General features: G+C 69.3%; 22 protein-coding genes. 12 read left to right on the top strand and 10 right to left on the bottom strand.

The window, feature by feature from the left end:
- Window positions 1-12: 12 nt before the first annotated feature.
- Window positions 13-777, bottom strand: a complete 765-nt coding sequence (locus QFZ67_RS12840; RefSeq protein ID WP_307665824.1) for a GntR family transcriptional regulator — start codon at window positions 775-777, stop codon at window positions 13-15.
- A gap of 308 nt (window positions 778-1,085) precedes the next feature.
- Between QFZ67_RS12840 and QFZ67_RS12835 the strand changes: the two genes are divergently transcribed.
- The 6 genes from QFZ67_RS12835 (at window position 1,086) to QFZ67_RS12810 (ending at window position 9,066) form a co-directional block, all read left to right on the top strand.
- Complete coding sequence (locus QFZ67_RS12835) at window positions 1,086-2,384, top strand: sugar ABC transporter substrate-binding protein (RefSeq protein ID WP_307661220.1); 1,299 nt, start codon at window positions 1,086-1,088, stop codon at window positions 2,382-2,384.
- A 96-nt stretch (window positions 2,385-2,480) separates the two neighbouring features.
- Window positions 2,481-3,473: a carbohydrate ABC transporter permease gene (locus tag QFZ67_RS12830; protein ID WP_307661219.1), complete on the top strand. Its 993-nt coding sequence runs from the start codon at window positions 2,481-2,483 to the stop codon at window positions 3,471-3,473.
- Window positions 3,470-4,360: a carbohydrate ABC transporter permease gene (locus QFZ67_RS12825; protein WP_373430002.1), complete on the top strand. Its 891-nt coding sequence runs from the start codon at window positions 3,470-3,472 to the stop codon at window positions 4,358-4,360. Before QFZ67_RS12830 ends, QFZ67_RS12825 begins: the two co-directional genes overlap by 4 nt.
- A gap of 9 nt (window positions 4,361-4,369) precedes the next feature.
- Window positions 4,370-5,938 carry a glycoside hydrolase family 3 protein gene (locus QFZ67_RS12820; protein ID WP_307661218.1) on the top strand — a complete coding sequence of 523 codons (1,569 nt, stop codon included), beginning with the start codon at window positions 4,370-4,372 and terminating at the stop codon, window positions 5,936-5,938.
- A 30-nt stretch (window positions 5,939-5,968) separates the two neighbouring features.
- Window positions 5,969-7,030, top strand: coding sequence for an SIS domain-containing protein (locus QFZ67_RS12815; RefSeq protein ID WP_307661217.1), 1,062 nt, complete (start codon window positions 5,969-5,971; stop codon window positions 7,028-7,030).
- Window positions 7,031-7,587: 557 nt separating this feature from the next.
- Window positions 7,588-9,066, top strand: coding sequence for a sensor histidine kinase (locus QFZ67_RS12810; RefSeq protein ID WP_307661216.1), 1,479 nt, complete (start codon window positions 7,588-7,590; stop codon window positions 9,064-9,066).
- 167 nt (window positions 9,067-9,233) lie between these two features.
- Here QFZ67_RS12810 and QFZ67_RS12805 read toward each other — a convergent pair whose 3' ends face one another.
- Window positions 9,234-9,491, bottom strand: coding sequence for a WhiB family transcriptional regulator (locus QFZ67_RS12805; RefSeq protein ID WP_003953983.1), 258 nt, complete (start codon window positions 9,489-9,491; stop codon window positions 9,234-9,236).
- 318 nt (window positions 9,492-9,809) lie between these two features.
- Window positions 9,810-10,778 (bottom strand): diacylglycerol kinase family protein, encoded by a 969-nt coding sequence (locus QFZ67_RS12800; protein WP_307661215.1) that lies wholly within the window; start codon window positions 10,776-10,778, stop codon window positions 9,810-9,812.
- Between the two features lie 70 nt (window positions 10,779-10,848).
- Between QFZ67_RS12800 and QFZ67_RS12795 the strand changes: the two genes are divergently transcribed.
- On the top strand, window positions 10,849-11,262 hold the full coding sequence (locus QFZ67_RS12795; RefSeq protein ID WP_307661214.1) for a hypothetical protein: 414 nt from the start codon (window positions 10,849-10,851) through the stop codon (window positions 11,260-11,262).
- A gap of 75 nt (window positions 11,263-11,337) precedes the next feature.
- Here the strand turns inward: QFZ67_RS12795 and QFZ67_RS12790 are convergent, their stop codons facing one another.
- The 3 genes from QFZ67_RS12790 to QFZ67_RS12780 all read right to left on the bottom strand — a co-directional run bounded on the left by QFZ67_RS12790 (window position 11,338) and on the right by QFZ67_RS12780 (window position 13,198).
- Window positions 11,338-12,384, bottom strand: a complete 1,047-nt coding sequence (locus tag QFZ67_RS12790) for an RNA polymerase sigma factor SigF (protein WP_373430219.1) — start codon at window positions 12,382-12,384, stop codon at window positions 11,338-11,340.
- Window positions 12,273-12,686 (bottom strand): anti-sigma regulatory factor, encoded by a 414-nt coding sequence (locus tag QFZ67_RS12785; protein WP_307661212.1) that lies wholly within the window; start codon window positions 12,684-12,686, stop codon window positions 12,273-12,275. Before QFZ67_RS12785 ends, QFZ67_RS12790 begins: the two co-directional genes overlap by 112 nt.
- A 251-nt stretch (window positions 12,687-12,937) precedes the next feature.
- Window positions 12,938-13,198: a UBP-type zinc finger domain-containing protein gene (locus QFZ67_RS12780; protein ID WP_307661211.1), complete on the bottom strand. Its 261-nt coding sequence runs from the start codon at window positions 13,196-13,198 to the stop codon at window positions 12,938-12,940.
- A 57-nt stretch (window positions 13,199-13,255) separates the two neighbouring features.
- Between QFZ67_RS12780 and QFZ67_RS12775 the strand changes: the two genes are divergently transcribed.
- On the top strand, window positions 13,256-14,851 hold the full coding sequence (locus tag QFZ67_RS12775) for a Na+/H+ antiporter (protein ID WP_307661210.1): 1,596 nt from the start codon (window positions 13,256-13,258) through the stop codon (window positions 14,849-14,851).
- Here the strand turns inward: QFZ67_RS12775 and QFZ67_RS12770 are convergent.
- Both QFZ67_RS12770 and QFZ67_RS12765 read right to left on the bottom strand, forming a co-directional pair.
- The gene (locus tag QFZ67_RS12770; RefSeq protein WP_307661209.1) at window positions 14,833-15,741 is read right to left on the bottom strand and encodes a 1-aminocyclopropane-1-carboxylate deaminase/D-cysteine desulfhydrase; all 909 of its coding nucleotides are present in this window, start codon (window positions 15,739-15,741) and stop codon (window positions 14,833-14,835) included. The two genes, QFZ67_RS12775 and QFZ67_RS12770, sit on opposite strands and share 19 nt — an antisense overlap.
- Window positions 15,742-15,782: 41 nt before the next feature.
- Window positions 15,783-16,373, bottom strand: coding sequence for an N-acetylmuramoyl-L-alanine amidase (locus QFZ67_RS12765; protein ID WP_307661208.1), 591 nt, complete (start codon window positions 16,371-16,373; stop codon window positions 15,783-15,785).
- 266 nt (window positions 16,374-16,639) lie between these two features.
- On the opposite strand from QFZ67_RS12765, the gene QFZ67_RS12760 reads away from it, so the two are divergent.
- The 4 genes from QFZ67_RS12760 to QFZ67_RS12740 all read left to right on the top strand — a co-directional run bounded on the left by QFZ67_RS12760 (window position 16,640) and on the right by QFZ67_RS12740 (window position 20,796).
- Window positions 16,640-18,064 carry a family 2B encapsulin nanocompartment shell protein gene (locus QFZ67_RS12760; protein WP_307661207.1) on the top strand — a complete coding sequence of 475 codons (1,425 nt, stop codon included), beginning with the start codon at window positions 16,640-16,642 and terminating at the stop codon, window positions 18,062-18,064.
- Between the two features lie 143 nt (window positions 18,065-18,207).
- Entirely contained in the window at window positions 18,208-19,245 is a 1,038-nt protein-coding gene (locus QFZ67_RS12755; RefSeq protein ID WP_307661206.1) for a family 2 encapsulin nanocompartment cargo protein polyprenyl transferase, read from the top strand.
- 150 nt (window positions 19,246-19,395) lie between these two features.
- Window positions 19,396-19,977 (top strand): dihydrofolate reductase family protein, encoded by a 582-nt coding sequence (locus QFZ67_RS12750; protein ID WP_307661205.1) that lies wholly within the window; start codon window positions 19,396-19,398, stop codon window positions 19,975-19,977.
- A gap of 378 nt (window positions 19,978-20,355) precedes the next feature.
- Window positions 20,356-20,796: a DUF6304 family protein gene (locus tag QFZ67_RS12740; protein ID WP_307661203.1), complete on the top strand. Its 441-nt coding sequence runs from the start codon at window positions 20,356-20,358 to the stop codon at window positions 20,794-20,796.
- A gap of 26 nt (window positions 20,797-20,822) precedes the next feature.
- Here the strand turns inward: QFZ67_RS12740 and QFZ67_RS12735 are convergent, their stop codons facing one another.
- Together QFZ67_RS12735 and snpA are read right to left on the bottom strand one after the other, a co-directional pair.
- The gene (locus tag QFZ67_RS12735) at window positions 20,823-21,287 is read right to left on the bottom strand and encodes a group II truncated hemoglobin (RefSeq protein WP_307661202.1); all 465 of its coding nucleotides are present in this window, start codon (window positions 21,285-21,287) and stop codon (window positions 20,823-20,825) included.
- Between the two features lie 85 nt (window positions 21,288-21,372).
- A complete protein-coding gene (gene snpA / locus QFZ67_RS12730) occupies window positions 21,373-22,059 on the bottom strand; it encodes a snapalysin (protein WP_307665822.1) in 687 nt (228 codons plus the stop codon).
- Window positions 22,060-22,156 lie beyond the last annotated feature (97 nt).

Raw genomic sequence — 22,156 nt, 5'->3', positions numbered from 1 at the left:
CTCGGCGTCGTGTCAGTCCTGCGGCCGCTGCAGCCTCGCCACAAACTTGTACCGGTCGCCCCGGTACACCGAACGCACCCACTCCACCGGCTCGCCCCGCGCGTCCAGCGAATGGCGCGAAAGCATCAGCATCGGCAGGCCCACGTCCGTCCCCAGCAGCCCGGCCTCGCGTGGGTTCGCCAGCGAGGTCTCGATCGTCTCCTCGGCCTCGGCCAGATGGACGTCGTACACCTCCGCCAGCGCGGTGTAGAGCGAGGTGTACTTGACCAGACTGCGGCGCAGCGCCGGGAAGCGCTTCGCCGACAGATGCGTCGTCTCGATCGCCATCGGCTCACCGCTCGCCAGCCGCAGCCGCTCGATCCGCAGCACCCGCCCGCCGGTCGAGATGTCCAGCAGTCCGGCCAGCGTGTCGTCGGCCGTGACATACCCGATGTCCAGCAACTGCGAGGTGGGCTCCAGGCCCTGCGCCCGCATGTCCTCGGTGTACGAGGTGAGCTGGAGGGCCTGCGAGACCTTGGGCTTGGCGACGAACGTGCCCTTGCCCTGGATGCGTTCGAGGCGGCCCTCGACGACCAGTTCCTGCAGTGCCTGCCGCACCGTCGTACGCGAGGTGTCGAACTCCGCGGCTAGCGTGCGCTCGGGCGGTACCGGCGTGCCGGGCGGCAACGTCTCCGTCATATCGAGCAAGTGGCGCTTGAGCCGGTAGTACTTGGGCACGCGCGCCGTACGGGTCGGTGCCCCGCCCTCGGTCTCCGTACCGGCCCCGTCCGTGGTCATGGCCCGCCTTCCCGACTCCTGTGCTGCTGCCGTCACCGGCTCCTCCGTCTGTTGCGGCTCACATGGTGGCACGGTCCGGTCACGGGTCGTCGCCCTACCTCAGGTGTCGGTCCGATAACGGACGCGACAGCCCTTCTTATACACCCTTGACACCCCTAAAGGTCTAGGCCAAGCTCCGGGGTACTGGTCTAAACCATTAAAGACCAGGTCCCAGCCCCACGGGCAGACCCTGAAGCGCTGTCTCTGCGTATTGCGCGACTCCCGGGTGGTGGTGGGGGGTAACTCTTGCATCCCTTGAGGAGGGTGGCGTGAAGCGCAAGCTCATAGCCGCGGTAGGTGTGGCAGCGATGGCGGCTTCGGTCGCGGCGTGCGGCTCCAGCGACAGCAAGGCCGCGAAGGACCCGAAGGACCGCAAGGAGACGCTGACCGTCTGGCTGATGACGGACGCTCAGTCCACCTGGCCCGAGCTGGTCAAGGACGTCAACAGCCAGTTCAACGCGAAGTACCCGGGTGTCAAGGTCAATGTCCAGTACCAGCAGTGGGCGGACAAGACCAAGAAGCTGGACGCCGCGCTCGCCGGTGACAAGTTCCCGGACGTGGTCGAGCTCGGCAACACCGAGACGATGACGTACATCCTCAACGGCGCTCTCGGCGAGATCGACCCGAAGAAGTACGAGAACTCGGACACCTGGATCAAGGGCCTCAAGGACACCTGCGCATACGAGGGCAAGCAGTACTGCGTGCCCTACTACGCGGGTGCCCGTGTCGCGATCTACAACAAGGACATGTTCAAGGCGGGCACCGGCTCCGACGCCCTGCCCACCACCGAGGCCGAGCTCACCGCCGCCCTCGACAAGGTCCAGGCGAAGAACACCAAGGACAAGGCGTTCTCGCCGCTCTACCTGCCGGGCCGCTACTGGTACGCCGCCATGTCCTACGTTGCCGCGTACGGCGGCGAGATCGCCAAGTACGACGAGGGCAAGAAGGAGTGGAAGTCCTCGCTCTCCACGCCGGAGGCGCAGAAGGGCATCACGCACTTCGTCGACCTGGTCAAGAAGTACAACCACGGCGACAAGACCAAGGACGAGCAGGACCACGCCAACGTCATGGCCAACGAGAAGACCGCTCTTCTCTACGGCAACGGCTGGGAAGCCGGCAGCGTCATCGACCCCAAGGCCAACGGCAACGCCAAGCTGAAGGACAAGATCGGCACCGCCGGTATGCCGGGCCCCGACGGCAAGGCCCTGCCGTCCTTCATCGGCGGCTCCGACCTCGCCACCATCTCCAAGTCCAAGGTCCAGGACCTGGGCGAGGAGTGGATCTCACTGTTCACCAGTGAGAAGTCCGAGGCGGTTCTCGCCGCCAAGAACATCCTTCCCAACAACACCAAGCAGCTCGAGCCGCTGAAGGCGAAGCCGGAGACCGCTCCGATCGCCAACGCCGTGCCGGACGCCTGGTTCACCCCGATCGCCCCGGGCTGGTCCGCGATCGAGAAGAAGGAAGTTCTCGAGCTGATGCTCCTCGACATCATCAAGGGCAAGTCCGTCGAGGAAGCCACCAAGAAGGCCGACGCGGAGATCGACAAGCTGATCAACGAGAGCTCCTGACTCTCCTGATCGCACAGCGGGGGTGGCCGGTCCGTGCCCAGCACGGGCCCGCCGCCCCGCCCTCCGGTGACCAGTCCGAACGGAAGGCCACGCACCATGAGTGCCGCCGAAACGAAAGCAGTCGAACCGGCGGTGCCCGTCCAGCGGCACCCCGATGTCCTCGGCCCAGAGCCGGCCAAGAGCGGTCGCGCGCCGCGGAAGGCCGGCGCACTGCTGCCCTATCTGCTGATCGGCCCCACGATCGTCGCGATCGCCGCCGTCTTCGTGTGGCCGCTGATCAAGACGACGATCATGTCCTTCCAGGACGTCGGCCGCCGCGAGCTGTGGACCGGCGAGGCCGCACCGTGGGTGGGCTTCGAGCAGTTCTCCAGCATCTTCGGTGACCCGGCCTTCTGGGACTCGGTCGTGCTGACCGTCGTCTTCATGGCCGCCTGTGTGGTCGTCACCCTCGCCTTCGGCCTGGCGATCTCGCTGATGATGCAGCGGATGTCCACCTGGGTCCGGCTGCTGGTGACCGCCGGGCTGATCGCGGCCTGGTCGATCCCGCTGATGGTCGCCGCCTCGATCTTCCGCTGGTTCGCCGACTCCGACTACGGCGTCGCGAACATGGTCCTCACGAAGTACCTCGGACTGGACTTCCAGGGCCACAACTGGTTCCTCGACGCCAAGCAGGGCTTCCTGGTCATCGGCGCCGTCGTCGTCTGGGGCGCCATTCCGTTCGTCGCCATCACGCTCTACGCGGCCCTCACCCAGGTGCCCAAGGAGCTGGAGGAGGCCGCGGCCATCGACGGCGTCGGCGCGTTCGGCAACTTCCGCTATGTCGTCTTCCCGGTCATCAAGCCGGTCTTCCAGATGGTCGCCACCCTCTCGGTGATCTGGGACTTCAACGTCCTCGGCCAGGTCTGGCTGATGCGCGGCACCAAGCCCGAGCCCGAGTACGAGGTGCTCGGTCTCTACGCCTTCAACAAGGCCTTCGAGTCCAACTCCTTCAGCCAGGGCGCCGCCATCTCGCTGATCACGGTGCTGCTGCTGTCCGGCGTCGCCGTGTACTACCTGCGCCAGCTGCTCAAGATCGGAGAGGTCGAGTGAGCGCCACCACCTCCGCCCTGAAGGCCCCTGCCCCCAAGGCCGCCCAGATCCTCAAGCCCGACCGCAGGAAAAAGAGCCGGACCGTCTACAACGTCATCGGGCTGCTGACCTTCGTGGTCATGATCTTCCCGGTGTACTGGCTCGTCATCAGCGCCCTGCGGCCCAACGCCGAGATCCGCAGCTACGACCAGACGCTGTGGCCGTCGTCGGTCACCTTCGACAACTTCAGCCGCGCGATGGATTACGCCAACTTCGGTACGGCGGTCAAGTCCAGCCTGATCATCTGCGTCACCGCGGTGGTCGGCGCCATGCTCATGGCCACCATCGCCGCGTACGCGATAGGCCGCTTCCGGTTCTTCGGCCGCAAGGGCTTCATGATCGTCCTCATCCTGGTCCAGCTGCTGCCGCCGACCGCGATGCTGATCCCCATCTACCTCCAGCTCAACGACCTCGGCGCGCTGAACGAGTACTGGGGCGTCATCATCATCTACCTCGTCTCCACGCTGCCCTTCGCGACCTGGATGATCCGCGGCTTCGTGATCAACATCCCGAAGGAGCTCGAGGAGTCCGCGATGGTGGACGGCTGCAGCCAGATGGGCGCCTTCTGGCGGATCGTCTTCCCGCTGCTCGCCCCCGGCCTCGCCGCGGCGTCCATCTACTCGCTGATCAACGCCTGGAACGAGTACCTCCTCGCGTACGTCGTTCTCCAGGACAACGACAAGTACACGCTGAACGTGTGGCTGGCGAACTTCACCACCTCTCGTGGTGTGGACTACGGCGCCCTGATGGCCGCCTCGACGCTCATCGCCATCCCTGTCGTGGCCTTCTTCATGTTCATCCAGAAGAAGATGGCGGCGGGTCTCACCTCCGGTGCAGTGAAGGGATAACGCCGCCTCATGACCACTCTCGTACGTGGATCCTCGGACACCCTGACCCGCGACGCCCTCGCCGTCCTCCAGCCGGGTTTCATCGGCACCACCGCCCCCGAGTGGCTGCTGCGCCGGATCGGCGAAGGCCTCTCGGCCGTCGGCCTGTTCGGCCGCAACATCGCCTCGCCCGGCCAACTGGCCGCGCTCACCGCGCAGCTGCGGGCCGAACGGGACGATGTGCTCGTCGCGATCGACGAGGAGGGCGGGGACGTCACGCGCCTTGAGGTGCGAAACGGTTCTTCCTTCCCCGGGAACTACGCGCTGGGGGTGGTGGACGATACGGAGCTCACCCGGGCCGTCGCGCGTGAACTGGGCCGCCGGCTCGCCGAATGCGGGGTCGACCTCAACTGGGCACCCTCCGCGGACATCAACTCCAACCCGAACAACCCGGTCATCGGCGTACGGTCGTTCGGCGCCGACACCACGCTCGCCGCCCGGCACACCGCCGCGTACATCGAAGGACTCCAGGCGGCCGGAGTCGCCGCCTGCACCAAGCACTTCCCCGGGCACGGCGACACCAATGTGGACTCGCACCACGCGCTGCCCCGCATCGGTGTGGATCCAGACACTCTGCACGCACGTGAGCTGGTGCCTTTCCGCGCGGCGATCGCGGCGGGTTCCAAAGCGGTGATGAGCGCGCACATTCTGCTTCCCGCGCTCGACCCGAACCGCCCGGCGACACTGAGCCCGCAGATCCTCACCGGTCTGCTGCGCGAGGAGTTGGGCTACGAGGGCCTGATCGTCACCGACGGCATGGAGATGCAGGCCATCTCGGCGGCGTACGGCATCGAGCGTGGCTCCGTCCTCGCGATCGCCGCGGGAGCCGACGCGATTTGCGTCGGCGGCGGCCTGGCCGACGAGGAGACGGTACTGCGACTGCGCGACGCGCTGGTCACGGCGGTACGGGACGGCGAACTGCCCGAGGAGCGGCTGGCCGACGCGGCGGCGCGGGTACGCGCGCTCGCCGAGTGGACGCGGGGGGCCAGGGTGGCCGCAGCGGAGCCGGGCGCGGCTTCGGAGACCGGGGTCACCGCGGCGCAGCCAGGGGCCGGGAGCGCGCCTGGCACCGACATCGGGCTGATCGCGGCACGCCGGGCGGTACGGGTGACGGTGGGACAGCTGCCGTACGAGCCGGTGGCGGTCGCCCCCTATGTCGCCGCCTTCGCCCCGGTCGCGAACATCGCGGTGGGGGACGAGACCCCGTGGGGAGTGGCGGCGGAGCTGACCGCGATCCTGCCCGGCACCGAGACCGGCACATACGACAGCGCAACCGAGACCTCCGGCTTGGTCGGAAATGTGCTGGCTGCTGCGGCGGACCGTAGGATCATCGCTGTAGTACGCGACGTTCACCGCCACCCCTGGATGGCGGACGCTCTGGACGCCCTGATCGCAGCCCGGCCCGACACGGTCGTGGTCGAGATGGGTGTGGACCGGGCGGAGCCGAGGGGTGCCCTGCACATCGCGACCCATGGCGCCGCTCGCGTCTGCGGACGGGCCGCCGCGGAGGTCATCACCGGCAAGGGCGCCGGGGCCTGACCGACGCGGACCGTGCACAAGGAATGCCACATGGAGGCACCCCGCATGTCCGAGAAGCCGGGCCGGATCATGGCCGGTGAGATGGCAGAGCAGCCCGCGGTGCTGCGGCGCATCCTTCAGGAGGGCGCGCCGAGGATCCGCGAGGTGGCGACGGCGATCGCGGCGCGGAGCCCGCGGTTCGTGCTGCTGACCGCGCGCGGCACGTCCGACAACGCCGCGCTGTACGCGAAGTACCTGCTGGAGATCCAGCTGGGTCTGCCGTGCGGGCTGACCTCCATGTCCACGACGACGGCGTACGGCGCGCGTCCGGACCTGACCGACGTCCTGGTCGTCACGGTCAGCCAGTCCGGCGGCTCACCGGACCTGGTGGCCTCGACGAAGGCGGCGCGCGAGGCGGGCGCGGTCACGCTGGCGGTCACCAACAACCCGGACTCCCCGCTGGCGGCGGTCTCCGAATTCCACATCGACATCCTGGCAGGGCCGGAGAAGGCTCTCCCGGCGACGAAGACGTACACCGCGTCGCTGCTGGCGCTCTATCTCTTCGTGGAAGGGCTGCGGGGCGGCGACGGCGCGGCGGCGAAGGTGCTGCCGGACCTGGCGTCGCAGGTGCTGTCCCGCCAGGACGAGGTACGGCAGCTGGCGTCCCGCTACCGCTTCGCCGAGCGGATGGTCATCACGTCGCGGGGCTACGGCTACCCCACGGCGAAGGAGGCCGCGCTGAAGCTGATGGAGACGAGCTACATCCCGGCGCTCGCGTACTCCGGCGCGGACCTGCTGCACGGCCCGCTGGCGATGGTGGACAACATCTCCCCGGTCATCGCGGTGGTCACGGACGGCAAGGGCGGCGAGGCCCTCCAGCCGGTCCTCGACCGCCTCCGCGGCCGCGGCGCGGACCTGGTGGTGGTGGGCCCGGCTCCCCAGGTCGAGGCGGCTTCGGCGGGCTTCGTCCTCCCGACGGACGGGGTTCCGGAGGAGCTCCAGCCGATCCTGGAGATTCTCCCGCTGCAACTCCTGGCGTACGAGGTGACGATCGCCCGCGGCCAGGACCCGGACGCGCCGAGGGCACTGGCAAAGGTCACGGAAACGCGCTGAGCGGGGCGGTGGTGCCGGGGGCTTGCCCACCCGCCCGCCCGAGGTGTGGGGAACGGGGTTCCCCCACACCCCTGCTTCGCGACGCTCCGCGCGCGAACGGTGCCGCGCCTCCGGCGCGCTTCGGCCACTACGCCGCGCAATTGGCGCGTGTGTGCGGGGGCGGGCGCCAGGAGGTGCCGCGGCGCTTCGCGCGCCGCGGGCGCTGTGGGGCCGGGGGGAGCCTCGAGCGGCGAAGCCGCGAGTAAAAGTAGCCGCACGCACCCGCGGGCCGCGGCGCCTGACGGGACCCTCAACCCGTCCGGCACCGCAGCCCGGAGTTGCTCCGGCCGGCAGGTGTGCGGTCCGCGCGGCCGTATCGGAGGTCTCGGCGCAGTCAGGGCAGAGAGCGCCGGGTACCTCGTTCCACCCTCCTGTGCGGGGAGGATGGAGGCTTTACACAATCATTGTGGACTAGACCATTCTCCGCTGTCCATCCATCTGCAGAGCTTACTTCTCGGCCCATCCTCCAGCACGGCCGGGCAACTCAGCCGGTTCACCTCGCAGGTACGCTCGCAGATGTGCCCTCCATGAACGACCTCGTACACCAGCACACAGCCCTCAGTGAATCCGACCTCGAGTGGCTGCATCTGCTGGTCTCGGAGTGGCAGTTGCTCTCCGACCTCTCCTTCGCCGACCTCGTCCTGTGGGTCCCCACCCGCGACGGCACCCGCTTCGTCTCCGTCGCCCAGATGCGCCCCAACACCGGCCCCACCTCCTACCAGGACGACATGGTCGGCCATCTCGTTCCCCGTGGCCGGCGTCCGCTGCTCGACGCCGCGCTCGACGAGGGGCGGATCGTGCGCGAGGGCGACCCGGAGTGGCGCGAGGAGGTTCCGGTACGGGTCGAGTCCATCCCCGTACGCCGCGAGGGCCGCGTCCTCGGCGTCATCGCCAGGAACACCAACCTCCTTACCGTCCGTACGCCCAGCCGGCTGGAGCTCACCTACCTCCAGAGCGCCTCCGACCTCGCCCAGATGATCGCCGCCGGCTCCTTCCCCTTCCCCGGGCAACAAGTCGACATGGACGCTTCCCCGCGCGTCGGCGACGGGCTGATCCGGCTCGACGCGGACGGCGTCGTGCAGTACGCCAGCCCCAACGGCCTCTCCGCATACCACCGCCTCGGCCTCGCCTCCGACCTCGTCGGACACCACCTCGGCCAGATCACCGCCGAACTCGCCCCGTCCCGCGGCCCCGTCGACGAGGCCCTGGTCAAACTCGCCAGCGGCTATGCCCCCCGTGAGACCGAGGTCGAGGGCAACGGCGGCGTCATCCAGCTGCGCGCCATCCCGCTCAAGCCCAAGGGCACCCGGATCGGTTCTCTCGTACTCTGCCGCGACGTCACCGAACTCCGCCGCCGTGAGCGTGAGTTGATCACCAAGGACGCGACCATCCGGGAGATCCACCACCGGGTGAAGAACAACCTCCAGACGGTCGCGGCCCTGTTGCGGCTGCAGTCCCGCCGGATGGATTCCGTACGCGGCCGCGAGGCGCTCAATGAGGCGGTGCGGCGCGTCGGTTCGATCGCGATCGTCCACGAGACCCTCTCCCAGAACCTGGACGAGCGCGTGGAGTTCGACGAGATCGCCGACCGGGTCATCGCGATGGTCTCCGAGATCTCCCCGGGCAAGGTCGAGTGCCGCCGTACGGGCCGTTTCGGCATCCTCGACGCCGAGGTGGCCACCCCGCTCGCGATGGTCCTGACCGAGGTGCTGCAGAACGCCCTGGAGCACGCCTTCGCGCAGGGGGAGCACGGATCGGTGGAGGTCGCGGCCGTACGTGGCGATCAGCGCACGGACAGCCGGCTACTGATCACCGTCCAGGACGACGGGCGCGGACTGCCCGAGGGCTTCGACCCCCAGCAGACCGGCAATCTGGGTCTGCAGATCGTACGGACCCTGGTGGAGGGGGAATTGGGCGGAACGTTCGACATGGTCCCGGCCCCCGTGCGGGGCACCAGGGTCGTCCTCGACGTACCCGTACAGGCGCAGAAGCAGTAGCCGTAGCCGTAGCGTGCGGAAACAGCAGCGAGCCCCGGACCGTAGGTACACGGTCCGGGGCTCAGAGCTTTGTGCGCTTCGGGGTACTGCGCGCTGCGGCTCGGGAGGCGGTGAGTGCGTACTCTCTGTACGCGCCGCCAAGCTCAGGCTCGTAGCAGGGGCTGGCGTCAGGCGCTGGCGTTACGCGCCCGGTTGCGAGCGGCACGACGCTTCATAGCGCGGCGCTCGTCCTCGCTGAGGCCACCCCAGACGCCGGAGTCCTGGCCGGACTCGAGCGCCCACTGCAGGCACTGCTCCATGACGGGGCAGCGACGGCAGACGGCCTTGGCTTCCTCGATCTGCAGCAGCGCAGGACCAGTGTTGCCGATGGGGAAGAAGAGCTCGGGGTCTTCCTCGCGGCAAACGGCGTTGTGACGCCAGTCCATGGCTGCTACCTCTCCTTGGTATTACATGCGGGTTGCTTGTGAATGTGAACGCTTTCACGAATCCCCCCGCAAGGGAAGGGCCGACTGCCAGTTGCACTGGCGTGGTCCTGAGGTTTGAGGAGGGGTTCTGGCGGTCTGTGGGGCCGATGTTGCGGGCCGTCCCGATCGCCATGTAGAGATTCGCAAACCTCGGCGGCGGATACAACCCCTTCCGGAAAGTTTTTTTTGATTCCTCGGTGTCGGCTAGGTCACAGCCGTACTTCTATGGGGTGGAGCCCAGCCCATACGTTCGAGTTAAAGGACTTTCGGCCCTTCCACTCACACAATCACACGCAGTGCACGGCGTACGCCTGTGAACGTCACGCTCGTGCGGAGTCCCAGGTGGTCACCGTCCATCTGGAACGGGAGGGGAACCTTCGAATTCAAGGTGAAGTCGGTGAGGTCGTGGAGAGTGACCGCGTGCTTGCCGTGCGGTCCGCGCTCGGGGGTGGAAGTGAGCAGCTGGGTCGCGTAACGGGCCACGGCGGAGGTCGACATCTTGGACAGTGCGACGACGTCCAGGGCGGTGTCGAAGGAGGCCTCCGGGGACGCGTACACCGGGCGATTGCCCAGGTAGGTCCAGGGGGAGGTGTTGCAGATTATGGAGAGCACAAGATCGGTGACCGGGTCCTGGCCGGGGCGGTCCAGGGTGATCGGGCCGTTCCGGCGGTGGGGCTCGTCCAGGAACTGGCGTACCACCTGGCGCATATAGAGGGCGTGCGTGGACCGCTTGCCGCGCTCCCGCTGCTGTTCGACCCGGCCGATGACGCTCGCGTCGAAGCCGAGTCCGGCGCAGAAGGTGAACCAGCGGGCGGGGACCGCCTCGTCGTCGGTGCCCGGGGTGCCGGCCGCGAGACCGAGGCCGACCGTCCGCTCGGTCCGGTCGCGCAGTGCGTCCAGGATGGCGCCGGTCGCCTCGACGGCGTCGTTCGGGAGGCCGAGGGCGCGGGCGAAGACGTTCGTCGAGCCGCCGGGGACGACGGCGAGGCGTGGGAGGCGGTCGGGGTCGGGGCCGTGGTGGAGCAGACCGTTGACGACCTCGTTCACGGTGCCGTCGCCGCCGAGGGCGACGACGAGATCCATGTCGTCGGACTCCGCGGCCCGGCGGCCGACGTCGCGTGCGTGCCCGCGGTACTCCGTGTTCACGACCTCCAGCTTCATCTCGCTGGCGAGGGCGTGGATGAGTACGTCGCGAGTGCGGGCACTGGTGGTGGTTGCTGCCGGATTGACCACGAGGAGTGCGCGCATGCGCAGCAGCGTACCCAGTGGGATTTACCTGGCCCAGCCCAGGGCTGCCCACGACAGCTACCCTGCTGGGATGAGCGCTGACCAGACCCCCCGCCCTGCCCGCCTGACCGCCGCGGCCGCGGTGTCCGGCCTGGAAGGCCTGGCACTGGTCGCGTGCGGCGTCTACATGCTCGTGATGGGCCTGCTCGGCCGGCCGGACAGTCCGGCGCAGGCGGAGACGGGCGGAGTGACACTGATCGCACTCGGCGCGATCCCGCTGGCCGCGGCGCGGGGCCTGCTGCGACGCCGCAGCTGGAGCCGCGGCCCGGCGATCATCACACACCTGATGGCACTGATCCCGGCCTGGACGCTGCTGCGCGCGTCCGGGGCGCTGATCCCGCTGGGCATCGCACTGGCCGCGGTCGCGGTGACGGGCCTGGCTCTGCTGGTGAATCCGACGACGACCGAGGCCCTGGGCATCCGCGGCCCCGCGCGCGACGCGTAACCGCTCGCGCGCGGGGCGGTACGTCGCCCGGTGGCTCCCGGTGGGGAGGGGCCGCCCCCACGCCTCGCGGGCCGGTTACTCCTCCACCAGGAGCTTCTCGCGGAGCTGTGCCAGCGTGCGGGCCAGCAAGCGGGAGACGTGCATCTGGGAGATGCCCACCTCCTGTGCGATCTGCGACTGCGTCATGTTGCCGAAGAACCTCAGCAGCAGGATCCGCTTCTCGCGCGGTGGCAGGTCCTCCAGCAGCGGCTTCAGCGACTCGCGGTATTCGACGCCCTCCAGGGCCTCGTCCTCCGCGCCCAGTGTGTCCGCCACCGCCGGGGACTCGTCGTCCGTGTCGGGAACGTCCAGGGACAGCGTGGAGTACGCGTTCGCGGACTCCAGGCCCTCCAGGACCTCCTCCTCCGAGATGCCCAGGCGTTCCGCCAGCTCGTGGACCGTCGGGGAGCGGCCGTGCTGCTGGGACAGTTCCGCCGTCGCCGTGGTCAGGGCGAGCCGCAGTTCCTGGAGGCGGCGCGGGACCCGGACCGCCCAGCCCTTGTCGCGGAAGTGGCGCTTGATCTCGCCGACCACCGTCGGTGTCGCGTACGTCGAGAACTCGACGCCCCGATCCGGATCGAACCGGTCCACCGACTTGATCAGGCCGATCGTCGCGACCTGCGTCAGGTCGTCCAGCGGCTCGCCGCGGTTGCGGAAGCGCCGCGCCAGATGCTCGACCAGTGGCAGATGCATACGCACCAGTTGGTTGCGCAGCTCCGCCCGCTGCGACGAGCCGTCGGGCAGCTTGCGCAGCTCGATGAACATCGCCCGCGCCCCGCTGCGGTCATGTGGATCGTGGTGCTGCTGCTCGTGCACGTGCTCGCTCATACGGTCCGCCCGCTCTGCCTGCTCCGCCGCGGCCGTCCGGCCGTCAAGTCCGTCCAGTCCGTCCACCGGGTGCGGCCGCGCCTGCTGTTCCGGGATGCCCGTCACCGCGGGTGGCTCGTTCCGCACCGGACCGTCCCCGTTCCTCACGCCGGCCCGGGTCCCGCGCCGCGCTGTTTGTACAGGCTGATGGAGACCGTACGGTCTTCGGCGACCGTCGAGTCGACCTTGCCGGCCAGTGCCGAGAGCACCGTCCAGGCGAAGGTGTCACGCTCCGGCGCCCGGCCGTCTGTCGTCGGCGCCGAGACCGTGACCTCGAGCGAGTCGTCGACGAGTCGGAAGACGCAGCTGAGAACGGAACCGGGGACGGCCTGCTGCAGCAGGATCGCGCACGCCTCGTCGACCGCGATCCGCAGATCCTCGATCTCGTCGAGGGTGAAGTCCAAGCGCGCTGCGAGGCCGGCCGTGGCCGTACGCAGCACGGACAGGTAGGCACCCGCAGCGGGCAGCCGGACTTCCACGAAGTCCTGAGTCCCGGGCTCGCCTGCGATCTGGGACACCCTCACCTCCAAGGTGGCACAAGCTCTTTCGGGGCTACGGGAGGGGAGATCCCGAAGCCGTCGCTACGTAGTCGGTCGGTCTGTACGTAGCCGGTACTGGCCCGGCGACGCTATCGCGATCCATGGTGCCCTGTCGCCGGGACCCCCAGTCGGTGGCTGTCACTCATGGTAAGCATATGAGCACACACAGTGGCTAGAGGTCTGCGTCACCCAATTACGAGGAACCGGCGGAGGATTGACGTACCCACGCGTCAGACGATCGAACCGTCGACAAAGCACCAACGCCACCTCTCACCCGGCTCGAAGCTTCGCATCACGGGGTGCCCGGCCTGCGCGAAGTGCGCGGTGGCGTGCCGCAGGGGCGAGGAGTCGCAGCAGCCCACGAGGCCGCAGATCAGGCAGAGTCGCAGCTGTACGGGATTGCTGCCGACCGCCAGACACTCCAGGCAGGTCTCGCTCAGCGGCACCGGCTCGGGGCTGGGCAGTTCTGCTACATGCGCGCACTCGCTCATGATTGCCAGATTACGACGCGGGTGACGGACGTACGGACGGACGTGAGGGACGGCGAGATGGACCCATTGCCACTGGTCGCGCTGATCGCGGCGAGCGCCGCGATCGCCGGGGCGGCCCGCAGGACACCGGTGCCGGCGCCGCTGCTGCTGGTGACCGTGGGGCTGATCGGCGCGTATCTGCCGGGGGTGCCGGACTACACGCTCGACCCGCACATCGTGCTGCCCCTGGTGCTGCCGCCGCTGCTGCACACGGCCGCGCTCGACAGCTCGTACCTCGATCTGCGGGCCAATCTGCGGCCCGTCGCACTGCTCTCGGTCGGCTATACCCTCTTCGCGACCGTCGCTGTGGGTTACCTCGCCTATCTGCTGGTGCCGGATCTGCCGCTGACCGCCGCGCTGGTGCTTGGCGCGGTCGTCGCGCCGCCGGACGCGGTCGCCGCGAGCGCGATCGCCCGGCGGCTGGGGCTGCCGAACCGGCTCACGACGATCCTGCAGGGCGAGTCCCTGGTGAACGACGCGACCGCGATCACCGCGTACAAGGTGGCGCTGGCCGCGGCGGTCGGGGAGGGCGCGAGCTGGGCCGGCGGCATCGGGGAGTTCGCGCTGGCGTCGCTCGGCGGGATCGGCGTCGGCCTGGTGCTGATGGTGCCGATCCACTGGCTGCGTACGCATCTGAAGGAAGCACTCCTGCAGAACACCCTCTCGCTGCTGATTCCCTTCGTCGCCTACGCGGCCGCCGAGCGCGTCGGGGCGTCCGGCGTCCTCGCCGTGGTCGTCGTCGCGCTCTATCTGGGGCACCACTCCTGGCAGGTCGACTTCGAGACCCGGCTGCAGGAGGGGGCGGTCTGGAAGATGGTCGCGTTCATCCTGGAGTCGTCGGTCTTCGCGCTGATCGGGTTGCAGTTGCCGTACGTGGTGCAGGGCCTCGGCGGCTACTCGGCGGGCGAGACGCTCTGGTACGCGGTCGGGGTCTTCGTCGCCGTGGTGGTGGTGCGGTTCGTCTGGGTCTTCCCGGCCACCTTCCTGCCGCGCGCACTTTCGCCGCGGATCAGGAAGCGCGAGCCGGACACCAACTGGACCGCGCCGGTGATCGTGGGCTGGGCCGGGATGCGCGGGGTCGTCTCGCTGGCGATCGCCTTCTCGATCCCGCTGGCCACGGCGGGCGGCGAGCCGTTCCCGGCGCGGAACCTGGTGCTGTTCCTGACCTTCACGACGGTGATCGGGACGTTGGTGATCCAGGGGCTCACGCTGCCGGCGCTGATCCGGGCGCTGAAGGTGCCGGGGCGCGACCCGCAAGCCGAGACGCTCGCCGAGGCGCAGGCGCAGAGCCAGGCCTCACGGGCGGCGGAGCAGCGGCTGGACGAGCTGCTGGCGGACGAGCGCAACGCGCTTCCGCAGCCGCTGGCGGACCGGCTGCGGACGGTGCTGGAGCGGCGGCGGAACGCCGTGTGGGAGCGGCTCGGGGCGGTGAACCCGGTGACCGGGGAGTCGGCGGACGACACTTACCGGCGGCTGGCGCGGGAGATGATCGAGGCCGAGCGCGAGGTCTTCGTACAGCTGCGGGACCAGCGGCGGATCGACGACGAGATGATGCGTACGCTGCTGCGCCGTCTCGATCTGGAGGAGGCGGCGGCCTACCGGGAGGATTCCTGACCGGTGATGACAGCGGCGACGGCGGTGCCGGGCGGGAAGGCGCCGTCGGCGGCGAGGGTGGTCAGGCCATAGAGCATCTTGGCGACGTAGACACGCTCGACGGGGAGCTGGTGGCGGGCCTCGAAGTCGTCGGCGAAGGCGTCGAGTCGGGGGGCGGTACGGGCGTATCCGCCGAAGTGGAAGCGGTCGTCGAGCGACCAGTCGCCGGCCGGCCCGCCGAAGGCCTCGTCCTGGAGGCCGTGTATCTCGGTGGCGAGGAAGCCGCCCTTGAGGACGGGGAATCCGATGGCGCGCTGCCCGGGCGTCAGGCCGGCGGCGAGTCCGGCGAGGGTTCCGCCGGTGCCGCAGGCGACGGCGACGACGTCGGCGAGGTGGAGGAGCTCGTGGCCGAGGGCGGCGCAACTCTGGGCGGCGAGGGCGTTGCTGCCGCCTTCGGGGACGACGTAGACGTCGCCCGGGACCGCCCGCAGGATTTCGGCCAGAACCTCCGGCTCGTCCTTCGCGCGGTACGTCGCGCGGTCGACGAAGAGCAGGTGCATACCGTCCGCCGCGCACTGGGTCAGGGACGGGTTGAGGGGACGGGAGGCCAGCTCGTCGCCGCGGACCACGCCGATCGTCTCAAAGCCCAGCAGGCGGCCCGCCGCGGCCGTCGCACGCAGGTGGTTGGAGTACGCGCCGCCGAACGTCAGGAGCGGACGGCCCGCCGCCGCGTGGAGGTTCGGGGCGAGTTTGCGCCACTTGTTGCCCGGGAGGTCCGGGTGTATCAGGTCGTCTCGCTTGAGCAGAAGACGTATGCCGCGCCGGCTGAAGCGCTCGTCCTCGACCGGCTGCAGCGGCGACGGGAGTCGCGGCCGCAGGGCCGTGGTGAGGTCGAGCGCTTTCCGGGTCACGCACCCATTGTCACGTCAGGCGGTCTTGTCACGTCAGGTGGTCACGTCAGACGTTCGTGGATCCGTCCGCGCATGGAGTTCATCGTGAAGCCCCGGGGATCGACCTTTCCCGGCTGCCATTCGAGGTGGCCGATGACAGAGCGCTCGTTCCAGCCGTGACGGCGGCAGATCGCCGCGGCTGCTTTCTCGATCGCCTCCAGCTGGACGGCCGGCCACGGATCCTTGCCGTCGCCGAGGTTCTCGCACTCGAAGCCGTAGAAGTGGCGGTTTCCGTCGGTGTTCGCCTCGTTGTCCGCGGGGAGTGCCCTCTCCGCGATGACGGCGCGCAGCACATCGTCGTCGCCGAGCCCGGCGTGGTTGGCGCGGCCGTAACCGACGAGATGGACCTTGCCGTCCTTGGCGATGACGCCGTGGCACAGCGGCCCCGGCAGGCTGGCGTAGCCGTCCCGGCAGATGCGGACGGTGTTCGCGGTGCCCTTGGTGACGGTGTGGTGGATCATCACGCCGTGGACCGGGCCCCACGGGCCCTTGTGGTTGCGGTTGTGCGTACGCCAGTCGCCGACTTGGACGACCGTCAGCCCTTCGTCGCGCAGTGCGTCGAGGAAGCTGTTCGCGGACATGGGTGGGGACATGGCCGGGGTCTCCTTGTGAATGCGGGGGGAAGTGAGCGGAATGCTCCGTACTGCGCTTTTACCCCGAACTCCCTTGAAAGGACCATCTGTTCGTACTGCGCGTGAGCGATCCGGTCAGCCGCCGACCCGTAGATCACCGCACGCGCAGCGGTGCAACGTGCCCCGCCGGCACCGAACTAGTCCCATCCATTTGTGTAATGGCGCCCGTACTCTCCGTGATGGAACGCTTTCGAGTGCAGGTCAGACCATGATCGAGAGGGAGTCACATGTCGGTTGGTTCGGTTGGTTCTGTCGGCGACGAGGTCCGTGAGCAGCAGGCGTCGAAGCAGCAGAGTCTCGGTACGGCCGCCGCGCGGAACCTTGCGACAACCACCAAGTCCGCGCCCCAGATGCAGGAGATCACCTCAAGGTGGCTGCTGCGCATGCTGCCCTGGGTGCAGGTGCAGGGCGGCACCTACCGGGTGAACCGCCGCCTCAGCTACTCCGTCGGCGACGGTCGCGTGACATTCGTGCAGACCGGCGACCGGGTGGCGGTCATCCCCGCCGAGCTCGGCGAGTTGCCGGCCCTGCGGGAGTACGGCGACGAGTCGGTGCTCGCCGAGCTGGCGAACCGTTGCGATCAGCGGGAGTTCAGGGCCGGTGAGGTGCTTGCCGCCGCGGGCACCGCGGCGGACCGCGTCTATCTGCTGGCGCACGGCAGGGTCGAGCAGATCGGCACCGGTCCGTACGGCGACGAGGCGGAGCTCGGCGTCCTCGCCGACGGGGCGTGCTTCGGCGATCAGGCGCTGCTGGATCGCGAGGCCTCCTGGCAGTACACCGCGCGTGCCGCGACCGCATGCACGGTGCTCGTGCTGACCAGGGACGATGTGCTGAATCTCGCGGAGCGCGCCGACTCGCTCCGCGCGCATCTGGCCGGTCTTTCGTCCCTGCCGCAGCAGCGGACCAACAAGTACGGCGAGGCGGCGATCGACCTGTCCGCGGGCCATGTCGGCGAAGCCGTCGTCCCACACACCTACGTCGACTACGACGCGGCGCCGCGCGAATACGAACTGAGCGTGGCCCAGACCGTGCTGAAGGTCCACAGCCGTGTCGCCGACCTCTACAACCAGCCGATGAACCAGACCGAGCAGCAGTTGCGGCTCACGGTCGAGGCGCTGCGGGAGCGCCAGGAGCACGAGCTGATCAACAACCGCGAGTTCGGACTGCTGAACAACTGCGACTACGGGCAGCGGTTGCAGCCGCACGACGGCGCGCCCAGCCCCGACGACATGGACGAACTGCTCTCGCGGCGGCGCGGGTCGAAGCTGTTCCTGGCCCATCCGCGGGCCATCGCCGCCTTCGGGCGCGAGTGCAACAGGCGCGGTCTGGTGCCCGACAGTGTGGAGGTGGCCGGCCACCATGTGCCCGCCTGGCGCGGTGTGCCGATCTTCCCGTGCAACAAGATCCCGGTCACCGAGGCCAGGACCACCTCGATCATCTGCATGCGTACGGGCGAGGCCGACCAGGGCGTCATCGGACTGCAGCAGAGCGGCATCCCGGACGAGATCGAGCCCAGCCTGTCCGTTCGCTTCATGAGCATCGACGAGCAGGCGATCATCTCGTACCTGGTCACGGCCTACTACTCGGCGGCGGTGCTGGTGCCGGACGCGCTCGGGGTCCTGGAGAACGTCGAGGTGAGCCGCTGGCGGTGATCCGGCCCGGCCCGGGGCGCGGTATCGCGCCACGCTCCCGGCCGCACCGCTCGGCCCATGCCCGGTCGGCTTCCCGCCGGCCCATGCCCGGTCGGCTCCCCGTCGGCCCCCGGCGTGCCCAACACCTGGAAAGGCCTGCCCAGATGACCATGTCGGAGACCGTCGAGGCCCGCGAGGCCGTCGACCTCCTGGAACGCACCCGCAGCGCCGTCAATCCCCAACTGCGCACCACCATCGAGTCGTTGCCCGGATCCATACGCCGCGTCGCGATGTACCACTTCGGCTGGGAGCACGCGGACGGCACCCCGGCGGCCGGCTCGGCGGGCAAGGCCATCAGGCCCGCGCTCGTACTGGCCGCGGCCCGGGCGCTCGGCGGGGACCCGAGGCAGGCTGTGCGGGCTGCGGCCGCGGTGGAGCTGGCGCACAACTTCACGCTCCTCCACGACGACGTCATCGATGAGGACTCCACCCGCAGGCATCGCCCCACCGCCTGGACGGTCTTCGGCACCCCGGACGCCATCATCGCGGGCGACGCCCTGCTCGCCCTCGCGCTGCGGCTGCTCGCCGAAGACCGGCACCCCGCGTCTGCCGCCGCGTCGGAGCGGCTCGCGGCGTGTGTGATCGAGCTCTGTGCGGGACAGCAGGCGGACTGCGCCTTCGAGGAGCGCGCGCCGCAGGAGGTCTCCCTCGACGAGTGCCTTGCCATGGCGATGGCCAAGACCGGCGCGCTGCTGGGCTGCGCCTGCGCGCTCGGCGCGCTGTACGCGGGCGGGGGCGAGGAGGAGGCCGCGGCCATGGACGCCTTCGGGCGGGAAGCGGGGCTCGCCTTCCAGCTCATCGACGATCTGATCGGGATCTGGGGTGATCCGGCGCGTACGGGCAAACCGGCCGGCGCCGATCTGGCGTCCCACAAGAAGTCCCTGCCGGTGGTTGCCGCACTGACCTCCGGCACCCCGGCGGGCGCCGACCTGGCCGAGCTCTACCGCGGCCCGATGAGCCCCAGGGCCGTGCGCCTCGCCGCCGAGGCCGTCGACCGGGCGGGCGGCCGTGACTGGGCGCAGCTCCAGGCCGCGGACCGGATGGCCCGGGCCGTCCATGAGCTGGCCCGCGCGGTTCCGGACCTGACGGCGGCGGGCGATCTGCTGGCCCTGGCGGAATTCGTCACCCGCCGCACCCGCTGATGCGGCCCAAGTAGCGCGAGCCGCAAGCGGGTTGAGACGCTCGCCGGAGGAAAGGGCCTTGCGCAACCACTACACCTGAACCACTATAGGTGGAGTGGTTGCGCTCGGTTGTCGGCGGCCACGCTCGTATCCCCTGACAAGAGGACCGGTTTGCGAAAGCTCAGCTACTTCATCGCCGCGTCGATCGACGGCTTCATCGGGGCCCCGGACGGCAAGGCGGACTTCTTCACCCCGTTCGCGGTCGGGGACTTCCTCGACTACCTCAAGGCCGAGTGCCGGGACACCCTGCCGACCCCGGCGCGGCAGGCCTTGGGTATCGACGACACGCCGAACACCGAGTTCGACACGATCATCCAGGGCCGGGCCAGCTACGACCTCGCGCTGGACATCAAGGTCACCAGCCCTTACGCCCATCTGCGGGAGTACGTGGCGTCCCGCAGTATCAAGGAGTCGCCGGACCCGAACGTGGAGATCGTCTCCGGCGACGTGGCGGCCAAGATCCGGGAGCTCAAGCAGGAGGACGGGCTCGGCATCTATCTCTGCGGGGGCGCGAGCCTCGCCGGTCAGCTGCTGGACGAGGTCGACGAGCTCGTCATCAAGACCTATCCGGTGATCCTCGGCTCGGGAATGCCCATGTTCGCCGCGGAGTTCCGCATCGCGGACTTCACGCTCGATTCCGTCCGCACCTTCGGCAATGGCGTCCTCGTCAGGAAGTACCACAGGAAGCACTGACCGCAGGACTGTCCGGCTTGCCCATACCGCCATATCCTGGGGGTATGGGCAGCGAAGGATGCGATACCGTCCGCAGCCCGCAGGTCGAGCCACGTTGCCCGGCGTGCGGAGAGCCTGTCGGCACGGTCATCAAACGACGCAAGACGCTCGGTGCATTCGTCCCCGTCTGGGAACCCGGCCCGTGCCGTAGTCCCGGGTGTCCACGGAGCGACGTGAGTCAGAGCGAAAAGTCCTCTGAGGAGTCCCCCGAGAAGTCCGCCGAGAGGTCCGGCGGTGAGCCCGGCGGCGAGTCCGGCGGTGAGCCAGGCGCGGCGGTCGGGACGCCCTGAGGGATCCCGGCTGTTCAGCGGAACAAGTCGTACCGCTACAGTCCGCGCCATGTCATCGGAGTCGACGGAAGTCTGGGCGGGCTGGTACCGCGACCGCGCGGGCGCGGATGCGTTCACGATCGCGGCGAGCGGGCGGCAACTGCGCACGCGCATAAGGGATGTTGAGTACGAAGGGGCGACATTCGCCGCCCTCAGGGCAGTGGGCGCGGCCGGGGTGCTGTCGTCCTGCGTACTGGAATGGGACATGCCGCTGCCCGTCCACGCGGACGGCGCGGTCCAACAGGCCACGCTCAGCTGCCTGTTGACGCTCGGCGAGCCGCAGCAGGACGGGTCGCTGGACCGGGCGGACCTCAATCTGACCCTGCACTACGGCGGGACCGCGTACGAATCCGGTGTCGCCGGGGGTGACTTCGGCGACGCCCTCGGCAGCATCCAGAAGCAGCTGCCGCCCGGCGCGGAGTTCTCACTGCGGACGCCGGTGGGCGCCTGACGAGCAGCGCCGGGTGACCCCGCCGGTCAGCGCAGGCCGTCCCAGCCCCAGCGCGGGGTCGGACCCGGGTCCCCGAGGTCCGTGCCCGCCGGGTCTGCCGAGACCTCGCGGGCGATCTTCGTACCCCAGTCGAAGTACTCCAGCACCCGACGGCGCAGCAGCTCGTCGTCCGGGAGCTCCTTCGCCACGGCGGCGGTCATCAGCTCCATCCAGCGCAGCCGCTGCTCCTCGGTGATCGACAGCCCGAGGTGAGCGCGGAGCAGAGCCTGGTGGCCGCCCAGTTCGGCGGTGAAACGGGCCGGGCCGTCGAAGATCTCGGCGAGCCAGACGGCGACATGCTCGATATGGGTGGGCGTGAAGTCGGCGAAGACGGGGGCGAGCAGCGGATCGGCGAGGACGGCCTCGTAAAAGGTGTTGCTCAGCCGCGCCAGCGCGTCACCGCCGCCGACGGCCTCGTACAGAGTCTCCGGACGCTCACTCGGTCTCGTCATGGCACCACACTATGCGCGACCACGAAGGGGCGTCCCGCCACTGACGGCGGGACGCCCCTCTTGTGCCAGGGCAGGTAGGGCAGGCTCAGGAGACGCGGGCGATCGCCGCTGCCAGGCCGCCCGCCCACAGGGCGTTCACGCGGGCGCGTTCCTGCGCGTCCGGGTAGGCGTTCTGGCAGGACGTGCCCGGGCCGCCGCCCGACATCAGCTCGCTGCACGGTCCCGAGTAGTGGTCGGGCAGGCCCAGCACGTGCCCGGTCTCGTGGGCGGTGACACGGGTGGAGTTGTACTGCTGGTTCTGCTGGTAGTCGAGGAAGATGTAGCCGCGGCCGTGGCCGTCGGTGCTCGCGTACGAGCCGCGTGGGTCATTGCCCTCGCGGTACGAGAAGTCCGCGACCGATCCCTCCCGGAGCTTCACATTGCTGACTGAGCTGTTCCAGATCTGGGTGCTCTGGGATATCTGGCTGCGGAAGCTGGGCGCGTTGGTGGTGCTGTAGACGACGGTCACGGCCTTGGCGCCGGGGTTCGCGGCGCGCTTGTCGGCGACCGACTTCACGACGGCGTCGAAGAAGGCCTTGGTCGCCTTGGCGTCCTCGCTGGATCCTTCGTAGGCGGCGTACGACGAAGGGGCTGCGGCCGCAGGGGAGTTGGCCGCGGGGGAGTGGGCGGAGTGGATCGCTGTGGCAGCGGTCGCGGGTCCGGCGCCCAGTGCGGCGGCGAGGCCGAGACCGAGGCCGAGTGAGGCGGAGAGTAACGTCCGGGGATGACGCATGGGGTTGCGCATGTGGGGGGCTCCTGCTCGTCCGATGAATCCGATGAACGGGTTCGGTACCGCAGAGTGTCGAGGAGCCCGCCTCCGTCGCGGATGA

Source organism: Streptomyces sp. V1I1 (assembly GCF_030817355.1).
GTDB lineage: Bacteria > Actinomycetota > Actinomycetes > Streptomycetales > Streptomycetaceae > Streptomyces.
Note: the sequence above shows the minus strand (reverse complement) of the source record. Positions and strands in the feature narration are given on the sequence as shown.